Origin of the sequence: Saccharospirillum impatiens DSM 12546, from assembly GCF_000423605.1 — a bacterium.
GTDB classification, from domain to species: domain Bacteria; phylum Pseudomonadota; class Gammaproteobacteria; order Pseudomonadales; family Natronospirillaceae; genus Saccharospirillum; species Saccharospirillum impatiens.
Genome location: NZ_AUIH01000024.1, coordinates 65,437 through 81,116 on the forward strand (window position 1 = coordinate 65,437; position 15,680 = coordinate 81,116).

General features: G+C 57.1%; 12 protein-coding genes and 1 pseudogene. 7 read left to right on the top strand and 6 right to left on the bottom strand.

Annotation, left to right across the window (positions count from 1 at the left end; all coding sequences use genetic code 11):
- The first annotated feature begins 203 nt into the window (after positions 1-203).
- Together G565_RS0113040 and G565_RS24065 are read left to right on the top strand one after the other, a co-directional pair.
- Positions 204-863, top strand: a complete 660-nt coding sequence (locus G565_RS0113040) for a hypothetical protein (protein ID WP_028671323.1) — start codon at positions 204-206, stop codon at positions 861-863.
- A 619-nt stretch (positions 864-1,482) separates the two neighbouring features.
- Positions 1,483-2,883, top strand: coding sequence for a DUF4397 domain-containing protein (locus G565_RS24065; protein WP_051207870.1), 1,401 nt, complete (start codon positions 1,483-1,485; stop codon positions 2,881-2,883).
- A 110-nt stretch (positions 2,884-2,993) separates the two neighbouring features.
- Here G565_RS24065 and G565_RS0113050 read toward each other — a convergent pair whose 3' ends face one another.
- The 6 genes from G565_RS0113050 to aptA form a co-directional block, all read right to left on the bottom strand.
- Positions 2,994-3,419, bottom strand: coding sequence for a CBS domain-containing protein (locus tag G565_RS0113050; RefSeq protein WP_028671324.1), 426 nt, complete (start codon positions 3,417-3,419; stop codon positions 2,994-2,996).
- A gap of 90 nt (positions 3,420-3,509) precedes the next feature.
- On the bottom strand, positions 3,510-4,160 hold the full coding sequence (locus tag G565_RS0113055) for a hypothetical protein (protein WP_028671325.1): 651 nt from the start codon (positions 4,158-4,160) through the stop codon (positions 3,510-3,512).
- A gap of 83 nt (positions 4,161-4,243) precedes the next feature.
- A complete protein-coding gene (locus tag G565_RS0113060) occupies positions 4,244-4,699 on the bottom strand; it encodes a YaiI/YqxD family protein (protein WP_028671326.1) in 456 nt (151 codons plus the stop codon).
- A 1-nt stretch (position 4,700) separates the two neighbouring features.
- On the bottom strand, positions 4,701-5,987 hold the full coding sequence (locus G565_RS0113065) for an NAD(P)/FAD-dependent oxidoreductase (RefSeq protein ID WP_028671327.1): 1,287 nt from the start codon (positions 5,985-5,987) through the stop codon (positions 4,701-4,703).
- A gap of 225 nt (positions 5,988-6,212) precedes the next feature.
- The gene (locus G565_RS0113070) at positions 6,213-7,700 is read right to left on the bottom strand and encodes a CoA-acylating methylmalonate-semialdehyde dehydrogenase (RefSeq protein ID WP_028671328.1); all 1,488 of its coding nucleotides are present in this window, start codon (positions 7,698-7,700) and stop codon (positions 6,213-6,215) included.
- A 59-nt stretch (positions 7,701-7,759) separates the two neighbouring features.
- Positions 7,760-9,124: an omega-aminotransferase AptA gene (gene aptA / locus G565_RS24070; RefSeq protein ID WP_084649375.1), complete on the bottom strand. Its 1,365-nt coding sequence runs from the start codon at positions 9,122-9,124 to the stop codon at positions 7,760-7,762.
- Positions 9,125-9,416: 292 nt separating this feature from the next.
- Here aptA and G565_RS0113080 point away from each other — a divergent pair, with 292 nt between their 5' ends.
- From G565_RS0113080 to G565_RS0113100, 5 genes and pseudogenes are all read left to right on the top strand, one after another.
- The gene (locus G565_RS0113080; protein WP_028671329.1) at positions 9,417-10,907 is read left to right on the top strand and encodes an aldehyde dehydrogenase; all 1,491 of its coding nucleotides are present in this window, start codon (positions 9,417-9,419) and stop codon (positions 10,905-10,907) included.
- A 68-nt stretch (positions 10,908-10,975) separates the two neighbouring features.
- Positions 10,976-11,803, top strand: coding sequence for a hypothetical protein (locus tag G565_RS24075; protein ID WP_051207872.1), 828 nt, complete (start codon positions 10,976-10,978; stop codon positions 11,801-11,803).
- A gap of 411 nt (positions 11,804-12,214) precedes the next feature.
- Positions 12,215-15,010: a monovalent cation/H+ antiporter subunit A gene (locus G565_RS0113090; RefSeq protein ID WP_028671330.1), complete on the top strand. Its 2,796-nt coding sequence runs from the start codon at positions 12,215-12,217 to the stop codon at positions 15,008-15,010.
- Positions 15,010-15,375, top strand: a complete 366-nt coding sequence (locus G565_RS0113095) for a Na+/H+ antiporter subunit C (protein ID WP_028671331.1) — start codon at positions 15,010-15,012, stop codon at positions 15,373-15,375. The genes G565_RS0113090 and G565_RS0113095 overlap by 1 nt, the downstream gene beginning before the upstream one ends.
- Positions 15,375-15,680 (top strand): annotated as a pseudogene (locus tag G565_RS0113100) (monovalent cation/H+ antiporter subunit D); the annotation flags it as partial. The gene G565_RS0113095 and the pseudogene G565_RS0113100, both read left to right, overlap by 1 nt.

Here is a 15,680-nt window from a genome sequence, read left to right on the forward strand (position 1 = left end):
CGCTTCAGGTTTCACCGAACTAAAATCAAACCCACAACTGTAACGGCCAAGTCACTCTTTAAATCTCCTCTTAAAGCATGCTCAGCCGTTAGTAAGTGACTTTATACCCGGAACCGGCAGTTCAAACCCAACCGTTAAAGATGCCTTTCCAACCACATTTCGTTACTCTTCCCGTTCACTGAGACAGCCAACACGAGACGTTCATGCTTTACACTTTCCTCAAGGACTCCGCTCAATTCTTTCGTCAGCACTTTATCGCCCTGACCCTCATTACCATGGGGCTAGGCTTAGTGTTTGAACTGCTGTTTGCTCTGCTCAGAGGGGCCTTCGTCGACATGCCCTACGCCTGGCCGCTGCTGCTGATGCAATGGGTCGGCGGAGTATGGGCCACGGCGGCGGTAGTGCTGTATGTGCGCAGCTCTCTGAATAACCAGTACCTGCCACCCAAAGACGCCATCACCCAGGCATTACCCTGGGTATTGCCACTGGCGGGTGTGCAGTTGCTAACGGGCCTGGCGGTTGGTCTCGGATTGTTGCTGATCGTACCGGGCATCTATTTTGGGGTAAAACTGGTGCTGGCAACCTTCTACCTGATTGATGGCCGCGAGCCGATACCCGATGCATTGCGCAAAGCCTGGATCGGCAGTACCGGCTACGGTTGGATCATTTTTGGCGGCTATGCACTGATTTATGGGCTCTTGCTGTTGCTGAGCCAAGTGATCATCGGCAGCCTGAACCTAACGGCTGGCTATGGGCCGGTCAATTTCATTGTTGCACTGATTTTCAAGCCCGTGGGCGCTTTCGCCCTGGTTTTCGGCTATCGGATCTACTCCGAAGCGCGTAAGCAGCCCGCCAAACCCTGATACAGCGCCGTACCCGGCCGGTGGATAACACAGCCGGAGTACGGTCGCAAGCAACCTTTATTCACATGACCGAAGGCTGCCAGCGTCACGACTGTCAAGCCATTTTTCTTTAATAAAGGCTCTAAATCAGGCTTGACAGCCACACCACCCCGTCATATCCACCAAGAGCTCTCCCGCAAAACTTACCCACAGAAAATGTGGATAACCTTCTGCATAACTTTGGGACAACCCAACTAAACGAGAACGTTTCCGCGCCACCATGGCCTTGCAGCCAGATGGTGAAATTTGACTGATTTTCCAACACCCGGTCGGTTTGCCAAGCACACACCGGGTCATTCAGCCCCCTTTCTAAAATGTGCACCTGTTCACTATTTACACACTCAATTTTCGCTTTAGCACGCCTACTAGCCGGGGTTCACTTCCAGCCACCAACGCCGGCACTGTGTACCAAGCATTTGAATTTGCGCGACTTTTTGCGAACCGGTACGAGAACACACAAGGTTCATTCACTAATTTTGGCTATATCGTTCAAATCCTTTGATTGATCGGAGTCTCCCTGCCCTACCGTAACTCTGTCGCTGGCCAGCACCCACACACTCACTCTGGAAGGATAACAACAATGCACACGTTAAAAGTGATCGCCGGAATCGCGATCAGCGGCCTTATTCTGGCTGGCTGCGAATCCAACAGCGACGATGATGACACCACTGCGAAAGCATCCCTGCGCGTCTTGCACGCGTCTGAAAACTCACCGGCGGTTAATGTCTACCTGAACGACGCCATGTCGCCTGCGGTAGACACCCTGGGCTACGGTTCCGCCTCTGCTCTGGCGGAAGTAGACGCCGGCACCTATGCCACTGATGTCTTCGGGATTCTCCCGGGTGGGGCAGACACGGCCGATGCGGTCATCGACACCGAACTGACGCTGGAAGCTGACGTGACCTATACCGTCGTAGCCGTCAATCCGCTGGCCAGCATCAGCGCCAAAGTATTCAGCGACGATGGCTCCGAACAGGACAGCAGCAAAGTACGCGTTCAAGTCGCTCACCTGGCACCAGATGCGCCTGCGGTTGACGTTCACGTAACCGCTCCCGGAGCCACTTTAACTGCCAACACGGTTTTGGGCACTCTGGAATTCACGTCCGGTTCTGATTTACTGGGTCCGACCCTGGTCGATGAAGGCTCTTACCAGATTCGCGTCACAGCTCAGGGCAGCCTTGACCCAGTTTATGATTCCGGTTCGCTGGAACTGACGGCTGGCAGTGACTTGTTCATCGGTGCCATTCCCAATATGTCGGGTGTCGGGGAATCGCCCATCGCTTTGAGCGTGTCAGATGACAGCACCAGTAGCATCATTTTTGATGCGAACACCGCTGCTGTTCGTGCTGTACACAACGCGTCAGATGTCGGTGAAGTAGATATCTTCGCCGCTGCAGACGATGATTCGGATACACTTGACGTCACTGATTTCAGCAATGGCAATGCCCTGTTTGCAGATGTCACCTATCCTGCGATTTCAGCTTATGCTGAAGTTGGCCCGGGTGATTATGATGTGGCTGTTAGCGCCAACAACACCGATGCCGCCATCTCTGCGGAAGGCGTCACGCTGTCTAGTGGCACAAGCTACACCGTTTTTGCGATGGGAACGGCAGCCAGTGACGATACCGACCTGGAGCTGGTTCCTTACGTTGACGACCGCCGCTCAATCGCTACGGCAGCTAAGATCCGTATCATTCACGGTTCGGCCGCCACAGCGGACGTTGATCTCTATGCAACCGCAGGCACAGACATCACCAATGAAGACCCGGCCTTTGCAGACGTTGCCTATAAGGCCAGCACGGGTTTCATCGAATTAGCGGCAGGCACCTACAACTTCACGGTAACCCCTGCCAACAGCAAAACCATCGCTGTTCAAGCTGAACTGGTGCTAGAAGCCGGTGATATTGTCACGGTATGGGCAAGGGATGCGGGAGCTGCCGTCGAATTGAGCGTTCAAGACGACAGCCCAGCTGCGCCATAACGTGTTCGGTAAAAACAACGGGAAAAGTGACTGTTGCTGACTGTTTGACAGAGTATAAATCCCTCTACAAGGGCCGCATAAAGCGGCCCTTTTTAACGACTGACGACGCGTCACCCCTCTTGTTTTTGACGACTCACCCGCTCCATCGTTTTCAGAATATCCCGCCAACTGACCATACCCAGCGGCTGGTTACCCTGAGACACAACCGGCAAGCAGGAGATCTTGTTTCGGTTAAACAAGCTGATGGCATCAGTCAGCGAGGCTTCCGGCGAGATGGTAATCGGGTCGCGGGTCATCACCTGATGTGCCCGTCGAAACAGAGTACTGGTATCCCGGGTTTGCTCTGACGGTGTACCCACGTAAGGTGACAACGCTTTGAGAATATCCCGGTCAGAGACGATACCCTTGAGAATGCCGCGCTCGGTGACCAGCAAATGGTGAAACCGGTGCTCCTCAAACAGCTCACGCATGCGCCCCACGGTATCCTCCATGCCGACGACGACCGGATGTGGATTCATGATTTTCTTAACACTCATAACCCTTTCCCATGCTGCTAACCTTTGCTACAGCATAGCGCTATCGCTTTTGAGTGTCTGCATCATCGCGCAGGCTCTCGCCTGACCGCGTCAGTCGAGCCCTTCACCCTGCCGTATAGAACGCATCTGTTCAAAAGCGATGGCCAGCCCGCCCTCTTCGCGTGTCGCCTCAATGGTGCCATTACCGTTTTCATCGACACCGTTGATCATGGCGTTGATCAGCCAGGCCATGTCATTAAGCGATTCCTGCGCAGCTGCCACCGAACGGGCCTCGAGCGCGCCATTACCGGCGCGAACAGCCAGCTTGGCCAGCGATTCGGCGTTGCGCAACGGGTTACGAACCCGAAGGTTATTATTGATAATGTTGTCGGATGCGCCTGGCGACTGGGCCGCATACAGGGTGTGCTTCTCAGCACCATCGGCCCCCTCAATCACCCCAAAACCAAGACCTGGCCCAGCGTCTTGCTCTTCCGGGTCCAGTGCATGCAAGGCATGACCGACATGCATCTTAAGGGCAGCAAGGTCACCTTCATGCCCTTGCGCCAGAGTGACATGGGTCATCGCAATCTCGGCTTCCTGCATGGCCACCGTCATAAACCCAACCTGATTGGGCGCTTCGGGCCAGGATGTGGACACGTGTTCAAGGTGCATGTGCGCCACATTCATGGTGGATTCGGCCTGTACACCACTCACCAGGCCAAAGACCGCACAACCGATCAGATTTACCGCTATTCGCTTCATCAAAGACTACCTTTTCCAGAAATCATGTTGGTTAGACGAAGCCTAGCGGGTTTTGGATGCAATGAACGATAAAAAAGCGACGCTCAGCTTTTTCCCACGTGGCGAGCGAGGTAGCTGTCCAGTTTATTGGCAAACGCCATTCGGTCCGTATTATCCATCGTCTTCTGGCCTCCCGACTGAATGCCGCTGGCGCGCATCGTTTCCATGAAATCACGAACGTTCAGCCTGCCCCGAATATTCTCCCGGGTGTAGGCTTCCCCCCGGTGACTCAGGGCGCTGGCGCCTTTTTCAATCACCTCTGCCGCCAGGGGAATATCGCTGGTGATGACCAGATCGTCAGTTTCCGCCAAGCGCACAATCTCATTGTCGGCCACGTCAAACCCGGCTGGCACCTGCACCGAACTCACGTATTTCGACGGCGGTGTTTTGATGTACTGATTGGCCACAAAGGTGGTCTGAACCTGCGTCCGCTCGGCCGCCCGTACAATGATGTCGCGAATCACTGTAGGGCAAGCATCGGCGTCTACCCAAATTCGCATGTCAGATTCCCAGTTTATCCCGCAACCCATAGTAGGTCGCCCCAATCGCCGTATAGGGCGCACGGAACAACTGACCACCCGGAAAGCGGAAGTGCTTCAGGCTAGCAAAGGCATCGAAGCGTTCAGCCTGGCCACGCAGGGCTTCGGCGATTAGTTTGCCCGCCAGGTGGGTCGTCGTTACACCGTGGCCACTGTAGCCCTGGGCGTAATAGATGTTGTCACCGATGCGGCCAAATTGGGGTAAGCGACTCATGGTGAGCAGGAAATCACCGCCCCAGGCGTAATCGAGTTTGACGCCCGCCAGTTTCGGGAAAATCGTTTCCAGGTGCGGGCGCAAGAAGCGTTCGATGGAATCCGGATCGCCACCGCCATAGGTAACACCGCCACCGTAGAGCAAGCGGAAATCACCGGTGATGCGGTAATAATCCAGCTTGTAATTGCAATCTTCCACGCATTCCAGGTGCGGAATCAGCTCACGGGCCCGTTCTTCCCCGAGCACTTCAGTGGCGACGATCTGAGTGCCACAGGGCATCGACTTGGCCGCCAGTTCCGGCACCAGATTCCCGAGATAGGCATTGCCTGCCACCATGACGTATTTGGCACGCACCTGGCCCCGGTCGGTATGCACAACCGGTTCAGCGCCCCGGTCGATTTTCACCACCGGTGAGTCTTCAAAAATCTGTCCGCCGTGTTGCTCAATAGCAGCCGCCTCCCCCAGCGCAAGATTCAGCGGGTGGATATGACCACCGCGATTGTCGCGCAGGCCGCCGATGTATTGATCGGATTTGACCACCTCGCGAACCGCATTCTGATCCAGAAAATCGAGCTGAGTATGACCATAGCGTTCCCACAGGGCTTTCTGTTCCTGCAGTTCATGCAACTGGCGCTTGTTAAACGCCACAAACACACCGCCATCGCGATAATCGCAATCGATGTTGTAGTCGCGAATGCGCTGACGAATGATGTCCGCCCCTTCAAACGCCATACCGCCCAGCATTTTGGCGGTATCCATGCCGTAGTTTTTTTCGATCACATCAATATCGCGGCTGTAGCTGTTGACCAACTGGCCGCCATTGCGACCACTGGCACCAAAGCCAACACGCGCCGCTTCCAGCACCACCACTTTAAAACCGGCTTCCGCCAGATGCAGGGCTGTGGACAAGCCGGTAAAACCAGCTCCAATCACACAGACATCGGTTTGTATCGACTCGGTCAATGCCGGGCGGTCGGGAGTCGGGTTCGCACTGGCGGCGTAATAGGAACCGGTATGTTCGGTACGACGGGTCATCTGGGGCTCCACTATCAAAGGAAAGGGGGACTTTGGTAACTTAAGCTCAACTGGGAGTCATAGTTCCGCAGCGGCTACCGGGTATACCCCTGTGGGGTCGGCGTGAATCCATCCATGGAGCCTAGTCCGCAGCATCCATGCTGCGGACTACCCCACAGGGGTACACCCGGCACCCGCTGCTGGTCTCCCAGGCAAACGCTAAAACCTTAAAATACTCAGTCAATACTATTCCATAGTCGGCATGACGAAATCAGCACCCATGTCGCCTACCGGCCAGCGTGCAGTCACCGCCTTGCGACGTGTATAGAATCGTACGCCTTCCATGCCATGCATGTGGCTGCCACCAAACAAAGAACGCTTCCAGCCACCGAAGGAGTGGAACGCCATGGGCACCGGAATGGGCACATTCACGCCGACCATGCCGACCTGGATATCGTGGGTGAACTGCCGAGCCGCGCCACCGCTGCGGGTATAAATGGAGGTGCCATTTCCGTATTCGTGGGCATTGATCAGCTTCACCGCACTGACGTAATCCGGCACCCGGACCACGCACAACACCGGGCCAAAAATCTCTTCCTGATAAATACTCATGTCCGGTGTCACATGGTCGAACAGGCAACCGCCGATGAAGTAGCCAGCCTCGTGGCCGGGGACTTTGTGGCCGCGGCCATCAACCACCAGAGTAGCGCCTTCTTTAACGCCGGCATCGACATAGCCAGTGACCTTGGCCAGGTGTTCCCGGGTGACCAGCGGGCCCATATCCAGCCCTTTTTCGGCGCCATTGCCAATTTTCAGGGTGCGGGCTTTTTCGGCCAGCTTATCGACCAGCTCATCGGCAATATCACCCACGGCCACGGCCACAGAGATCGCCATGCAGCGCTCGCCGGCCGAGCCAAATGCCGCACCGGTCAGGGCATTGACCGCGCCGTCGATATCCGCATCGGGCATAACCACCAGATGGTTTTTGGCACCACCGAGGGCCTGTACGCGTTTGCCATGGGCACTGGCCGTGCTGTAAATGTACTCGGCAATCGGCGTGGAGCCAACAAAGCTCACCGCCTGAATGGCCGGGTGGGTCAGCAACACATCAACCGCCTCTTTGTCGCCATTGACCACGTTGAACACGCCATCCGGCAATCCCGCTTCTTTCAGCCATTCGGCGACCAGCAGCGGTGCACTCGGGTCTTTCTCCGACGGTTTCATAATGAAGGTATTGCCGCAAGCAATGGCGACAGGCCACATCCACATGGGCACCATGGCCGGGAAATTAAACGGAGAAATACCGGCAACCACGCCCAGCGGCTGATTGACCGTCCAGGCATCAACACCCCGCCCGACTTGCTCGGTCATCTCGCCTTTAAGCAGGTGCGGAATGCCGCAGGCAAACTCCACGACCTCCATACCCCGCACGACTTCGCCTCGCGCGTCTTCAAACACCTTGCCATGCTCGGCGCTGATAACCCGGGCGAGCTCATCCAGCCGCTCTTCCAGCAGCATTTTAAAGCGGAACAGAATCCGCGACCGGTTCAGGGGTGTGGTCGCTGACCAATCGATAAACGCCGTTTTCGCTGCCTGGATTGCGCCATCGACTTCCGCGCTGCTGGCCAGCGACACCTCGGCACTCTGTTCACCCAGAGCCGGATTAAACACCGGGCCGGAACGCTTGCTCGGCGCGGTGGTCGCGCCGTTGATAAAGTGGGTAATCTGTTTCATAAGTCGTTGATCTCGAATTCAGGGGAGGGGTCCGGGCCGGGACATTGCCCGGCTTCGTGTCAGTCGGTGGCTTCTATGGCCGCTTTCAGGGTCGTTATCAACTCGTCGATCTGCGCCTCATTGATGATCAGCGGCGGTGACATGGCAATGGTGTCACCGGTGCAGCGCACCAGCGCATTGCCTTTCCAGTAGCAATGATGGAACACATCATAGCCGCGGGCGCCAGGGGCCTCGCGAGACTCCAGTTCCACCGCACCTATCAGGCCAATGTTGCGTATGTCTTTGACATTGCGCGTGCCTTTCAGACTGTGCAACGCCTCTTCCCAGATCGGTTCCATCGCCAGGGTGCGTTCAAACAAGCCTTCCTGCTCATAGATGTCCAGCGTGGCCAGGCCGGCTGCTGCTGCTACCGGGTGGCCGGAATAGGTGTAACCGTGGAACAACTCAATGACCGATTCCGGTCCGTGCATAAAGGCATCGTGAATAAAGTCGGCAGCGAACACAGCGCCCATGGGGATAGCCCCGTTGGTCAGGCCTTTAGCCGTGGTCATCAGATCGGGCGTCACGCCAAATCGATTCGCCGCAAAGGGTTGGCCGACCCGACCAAAGCCGGTAATGACTTCATCGAAAATCAGCAGGATACCGTGCTGGCGAGTCAGATCACGCAACCGTTGCAAATACCCTTTTGGCGGCAAAATCACACCGGCTGAGCCAGCGACCGGTTCAACGATCACCGCTGCGATGGTCTCGGCGCCGTGCAGCGCTATCATCCGTTCAAGATCCTGAACCAGATCCGCACCGTGTTCCGGCAGCCCGCGACTGAACGCATTTTCCGGCAACAGGGTGTGGCGCATATGGTCAACACCGTTCAAGCCCATACCGAACGCTTTGCGGTTATTCACCAGACCGCCCACGGAGATACCGCCAAAACCAACCCCATGGTATCCCCGCTCGCGGCCAATCAGGCGAGTTCGTTCGCCATGGCCGCATGCCCGATGATAGGCCAGCGCTATTTTTAAAGCGGTATCGACCGACTCGGAACCCGAGTTGGTAAAAAACACTTTATTGATGCCAGCAGGGGTGTGTTTGATCAGCCGCTCAGCCAGTTCAAACGGCTTGGGGTGACCCATCTGGAACGTCGGCGCGTAATCCATTTCGCTGATCTGGCGGGCGACGGCATCCGAAATGTGCTGTCGGCCGTGGCCGGCATTCACACACCAGAGACCGGCAGTGCCGTCGAGCAAGCTGCGACCGTCTTCACTGGTGTAATGCATGCCTTGCGCACCCACCATCAGCCTGGGTTCAGCCTTAAACTGACGGTTCGCGGTAAACGGCATCCAAAAAGCATCCGTTTTGGTTGGCTTGCCAACCTGGTCGGCCGGTGCGGCTTGCTGCTGCGACGTGTTTTCAGGGGTTTGGGTCATGACCGTTCTCACTCTTACGGGACCGGACGCCACCGTCCGGGTCGCGTCAAGATGTTTGTTATTTCGAACACACAGGGGCCAGTGTATGTAAATTAAATAAAACATCAAGCCCCGCTTCAGCCGTGATTCGATACAGGCATCAAGGCATATCGGCTAATAGCCTCAGGTCATAAAAGCCAGCCAAACCGCGCATCTGATACAGCCCCAATGCGTTCAATATATTGAAACCCGGCTAGTGACTAAGGTAAGGTGGCGTGCAATAAGAATGACGCCGACAAGCAGGTTAACCACAATGACAGATACTCTTGAATACTGGACCCAACGCGCCGACGAGCTCAAATTTGAAGGCCGCGCCTTTATCAACGGCCAATACCAGGACGCCCAGTCGGGCGAGACTTTTCCAAACCGCAGCCCGATCGACAACCGGCTACTCACCGACGTCGCCGCCTGCGACAGCGCTGATGCCGACCTGACCGTACGCCACGCCCGGGCGGCGTTTGACGACGGGCGCTGGTCGCAGCTGCCACCGGCCAAGCGTAAAAGCATTCTGCTGCGCTTTGCTGCCCTGGTTAAGAAACATGGCGAAGAGCTGGCCCTGCTGGAAACCTTGGACATGGGCAAACCCATTTCCGATGCCCGCAATGTCGACATTCCCGCCACCAGCCGCAGCCTGCAATGGTCTGCCGAGGCCATCGATAAATTGTACGATGAAATCGCCCCGACCGGCCCGGGAGAACTCGGCCTGGTCTCACGCGAAGCGGTCGGTGTCGTCGCAGCCATCGTGCCCTGGAACTTCCCGATGATCATGGCCAGCTGGAAAATCGGCCCGGCGCTGGCCATGGGCAACTCCGTTATCCTGAAACCGTCGGAGAAATCCCCATTGTCCGCCCTGCGTCTGGCGGCGCTGGCCAAAGAAGCCGGTATCCCCGATGGCGTCTTCAACGTGCTGCCCGGGTTCGGTCACACCGTTGGCAAGGCGCTGGCCCTGCACATGGATGTCGATACCCTGGTGTTCACAGGCTCAACCGCGATCGCCAAGCAACTGATGATTTACGCCGGTGAATCCAACATGAAGCGGGTCTGGACTGAAGCGGGCGGTAAATCGCCGAACGTCGTTTTCGCCGATGCACCGGACCTCTCTGCGGCCGCCAAAGCCGCCGCTGAAGGCATCTGTTTCAACATGGGCGAAGTCTGTACAGCCGGTTCCCGTCTTTTGGTCGAGGCCAGCATTGCCGACGAATTTATGGCTGAAGTGCTGTCAGCCGTGCAAGGCTGGAAACCCGGCAACCCTCTCGACCCGGCCACCAACGTGGGCGCCATCGTCGATGAAACGCAGCTCAAACGGGTTCAGTCGTACATTGACACCGGCAAAACTCAGGGAGCACGGCTATCCAGCGGCGGCAATCGGGCCGATTCCGTTGACGGCGGGTTCTTTATGGAGCCAACCGTGTTTGAAGACGTCACGCGTGACATGACGATCTTTAAAGAAGAGATTTTCGGACCGGTTCTGTCGGTGACAAGGTTTACCGATGAAGCCGACGCTCTGGCCATCGCCAACGATTCGATATACGGCCTCGCTGCCGCCGTTTGGACCAGCAACCTCAGCCGCGCGCATCGTTTTGCCCGCGGGTTGCGCGCGGGTTCAGTCTGGGTCAATCAATGGGATGGCGGCGACATGACGGCCCCCTTTGGTGGCTACAAGCAATCCGGCAACGGTCGCGACAAATCGCTGCATGCGTTCGACAAGTACAGCGAAATCAAAGCCACCTGGATCAAGCTGTAACGTAGGGGAAGAACAAACCAGTTGCGCAGTGAAGGTCACTGCGCAACCTCAAACGTTGGGCACTGCGGATGCATAGATTCACCAACCTGACCCAGCATCGTCTCTGGCTGATCGCCAGCCTACTATGGCTGGCCTCGCTCGTGCCCGCCCAGGCTGAGGAACCGATCAAATTGACCCTGGGCGGCACGCCCGCCTCGTTTCACTACATGTCGACATTGCTGACACGATCGCTGAGCCATCAGGGCTACTCTGTTGACATCACCAACCTCGGAAATATGCCCACCACCCGCCTGGAAGTCCTGCTGGAGCAAGGCAGTATCGACACGCTGATATTGGGCCAGACACCCGCCCGAAGCGAACGATTCCTGAATGTCCAGGTCGGGATGACCGACAACCTGGTTAACCACCGCATTCTGTTCATTCCCCCGGACAGCCAGCCTCAATACGATCACGTGAGCACTCTCGACGACTTCATTGCCCTCGGAAAAGTCGCGGGCATGGGCCAGGCCTGGGGCGACAAGCTGATCTGGGAAACCAATGATTTACCGGTACAAGGCGTGCCCGGTGACTGGAAGCGCCTCTACCATATGGTGGCGTCAGGTCTGCGAGGCGTCGACTACCTGCCCCGCGGAGCCCATGAAATCGTGCGTGAATGGCCGCAGCAGCAAGAGCTGGCCGTTGAGCAAAACCTGGTGTTTGTTTACGACCGGGATCACATCCTATATGTCACACCAACCCGGCCGGAATTGCACACCCTGCTCGATACCGTCATGAAAGCGGCCTATCAGGATGGTGTGATTCGTGATGTCGCCAATGAATTATTCGGTGAGGTCTATGAGCCGCCGGTTAATTTGCACCAGCGGCGGGTTATTACGCTGGTTACACAACCGGGTTGAGGGAGAGAGGTGGTCGGATATTCTGCTAATGGTTGATTTCACTGGCCCTGCGTTCTTCCGGTCGCCCAGGTGACTGGTCTCCTACATAAGATGAAAACCGAACATGCCAACGTGTCGAGTGGAGGCTGCCGGGTAGGCCTATCCGGGGTAGTCCGCAACAGGGATGTGGCGGCCTAGTCTCCAGGGATGGATTCACGACGACCCCGGATCGGCCTACCCGGTGGCCTCCACGAACTCCGGCCACCCAACCAACAAATCCGGTTTTTCTGGACGCTCGTTGCCTGCCTCGTTATCCTCTTTCGCCATTGAACAGCGAGCGAGCGGACCCATCTGTGCACCGCGCTGTAGCGTAGGTTCAAGGGTCGTCTCGCTGGATGTTGCCGTTTTAACCAAGGGGAGTCTTACCCACCCATGAGTCTTTTCTGGATACTGCTGTTACCTTTGCTGGGGACAGTTGTACCCCTGCTTACCGACCGTTTCGGTCGAACTGTCTGCGCCTTTGCCACCGCTACATTGCCCGCTATGGCGCTGGTACTCGTTCTGCTGCAGGTGCCTGCTGTATTTGACGGTGAAGCCGTCGTCGCCACCCTACCCTGGATTCCGTTACTCGGGCTGGAACTGTCGGTCCACCTCGACGGCCTGGCGCTGCTGTTTGCCATGCTCGTGCTGGGTATTGGCCTGCTGATTATCCTCTACGCCCGCTATTATCTGTCCAGCAAAGACTCTATGGGCCTGTTTTACGCCTACCTGATTCTGTTCATGACCGCCATGCTCGGCATCGTGGTGTCGCATAACCTGCTGCAAATGTGGGTATTCTGGGAGATGACCAGTGTCAGCTCCTTTCTGCTGATCAGTTTCTGGAACCACAACACCGACGCCCGCAAAGGCGCCCGCATGGCCATGACCGTCACCGGGCTCGGTGGCCTAGCGTTGCTCGCCGGGGTGATCATGATCGGCAACATCGTGGGCAGTTACGACCTGACAGCGGTGCTGAGCAGCGGCGATTTACTGCGCGAACACGCCGCTTACCCGGTGATAGTTATTCTCGTACTACTGGGTGCCTTTACCAAGTCCGCACAGTTCCCATTCCACTTCTGGCTACCCTATGCCATGGCGGCACCCACGCCAGTAAGCGCTTACTTGCACTCTGCGACCATGGTCAAGGCCGGCATCTTCCTGATGGCCCGGTTTTATCCGGTGCTGTCAGGCACCGAGCTCTGGTTCGTGATTGTCAGCCTCACTGGCCTGACCACTCTGCTTATCGGCGCCTACACCGCCCTGTTCAAGCACGACCTGAAGGGCCTGCTGGCCTACTCGACCGTCAGCCACCTGGGCCTGATCACCCTGCTGCTCGGCATGGGGTCTGACATGGCCGCGGTGGCCGCTGTCTTCCACATCATCAACCACGCCATCTTCAAAGCCTCGCTGTTCATGGCAGCCGGTATCATCGACCATGAAACCGGCACACGCGACATGCGCCGGTTGAACGGGCTGTGGAAATACATGCCCTACACCGCCACCCTGGCCATGGTCGCGGCAGCCTCCATGGCCGGGGTACCGCTGCTGAACGGCTTTTTATCGAAGGAAATGTTCTTTGCCGAAACCCTCGATCAAAGCTCCCTGGGGTCACTTTCGTGGATGATTCCGGTATTGGCGACCGTAGGCACGGCATTCTCTGTGGCTTATTCCTTGCGCTTTATTCACGACGTTTTCTTCAACGGCGAACCCGTCGATTTGCCGAAAACACCGCATGAGCCGCCGCGCTGCATGCGACTGCCGATCGATATCCTGGTGGCGCTGTGCCTGCTGGTCGGTATCTGGCCGGCCCTGTTGATCGGTGACCTGCTCGCGGTAGCGGCCAGTTCAGTGGTTGGCGGCGAGTTGCCCCTGTACGGCCTGTACATCTGGCACGGTTTTAATCTGCCACTATTGATGAGCGCACTGGCGATGACCGGTGGCGCCTATGTGTATTTCAACCGGGAAAAGCTGTTCACCTTTCAAGCACAGTTTCCGGAAGCCAATGCCAACCTTATATTCGACAAGTCGGTCAAATGGGTAATGAAGCAATGCGCTGTCTTTATCGAATGGTTTGAGAACGGCTCTCTGCAACGCTATGCCTTCCTGCTGATTTTGTTCGCTATGGTATTGCTTGGCTTGCCACTGGTCGATCTGGACACAACCGCCGGTCTGCGCTCGCAGATACCGGTCGACGCCGTCATGTTGTCGGGCGCAGCCCTGCTGGCCCTGTCGGCCCTGGCAACGGTTATCTGGCACCGCAGGCGGTTGATAGCCCTGCTGATGTTATCGGTCGTGGGGTTGATCGTCTCGCTGGCCTTTGCGCTGTTTTCCGCGCCCGACCTGGCACTGACCCAGTTGTCGGTTGAAGTGGTCACCATCATCCTGTTGCTGCTGGCGCTGTTCTTCCTGCCGCAAAGCACGCCCAAAGAATCCAGCCCGCGGCGTGTCGCACGGGACCTGACCATTGCCGCCATCTTCGGCGGCATCATCGGTACCATCAACTACGCCCTGATCACCCGGCCACTGGACAGCATTTCCGACTTCTTTCTCGACAACGCCAAAACCGGCGGTGGCGGCACCAACGTGGTCAACGTGATTCTGGTTGATTTCCGGGGGTTTGATACCCTGGGTGAAATCACCGTACTGGGCATCGCCGCGCTGGGTATCTACAAACTGATCGCGCGCATGGGGTTGTTCAAGCCCACCAGCGACGACGACGGCCGTCCCTGGACCGAAGACAAACACCCGATGATGCTGTCGGTGATCTCCCAGGGCCTGCTGCCACTGGCTCTGCTGGTGTCGGCCTACATCTTCCTGCGCGGGCACAACCTGCCGGGCGGTGGCTTCATTGCCGGGCTGGTTACCTCCATCGCCATTATTCAACAGTACATCGCGCACGGCGTTGACTGGCTCAAAGACCGCCTCAAACTCGATTACCAGAAAGTCATCGGCAGCGGCTTGTTGATCGCCACTCTCACCGGCGTTGGCAGCTGGGCATTCGGTTACCCCTTCCTGACGTCCTGGTACGACTACTGGACCTGGCCTTTGATCGGCGAATTCGAAGTGGCCAGTGCCATTGCGTTTGACCTCGGTGTCTATCTGACCGTCGTCGGCGCCACCATGCTGATTCTGGCCAATCTGGGCCAGCACACCACCACTGAACGCGCACGAGAGACGGAGCACCAATAATGGAAGCCATTTTCGCCTTTTGCGTCGGTCTGCTGACCGCCTGCGGTCTGTTTTTAACCTTGCGCGGTCGCACCTTTCCTGTGGTCGTGGGCATCACCTTACTGTCTTATGCCGTCAACCTCTTTCTGTTCTCCAGTGGCCGTTTGCTGATCAACGGGGCCACCATTCTGGGCCAGTCAGAGCAGTACGCCGATCCGCTGCCACAAGCCCTGGTGCTGACCGCCATCGTGATCGGTTTTGCGATGACTGCCTTTGTAGTGATTCTAGCCATACGCGCCCGCTCAGATCTCGGCAACGACCACGTTGATGGTCGCAACCCGCCGGGTGCCGGCTTGCCCAGCGACCGGCTGAAGGAGAAAAACTGATGCAACACTGGGCTGTTCTGCCAATTCTGATTCCGTTGTTGGCCGGTACCCTCATGCTGCTGCCACCGCTGGCCGGAACCATCCGGCGTCAGCGCATGGCCAGTCTTGTCAGCCTGGCACTGATGTTGGTTAGTGCGCTGGTTCTGTTCCGGTTAAGCACCCAGGCCACCCAATTGTACCAACTGGGTGACTGGCAGCCCCCGTTCGGCATACTGCTGGTCGCCGACCGCATTGCCGCCTTGCTGGTTCTATTGACCACTGTGCTGGCGATTGGTGCCGTGCTCTACTCACTGGCGGGAGACGAC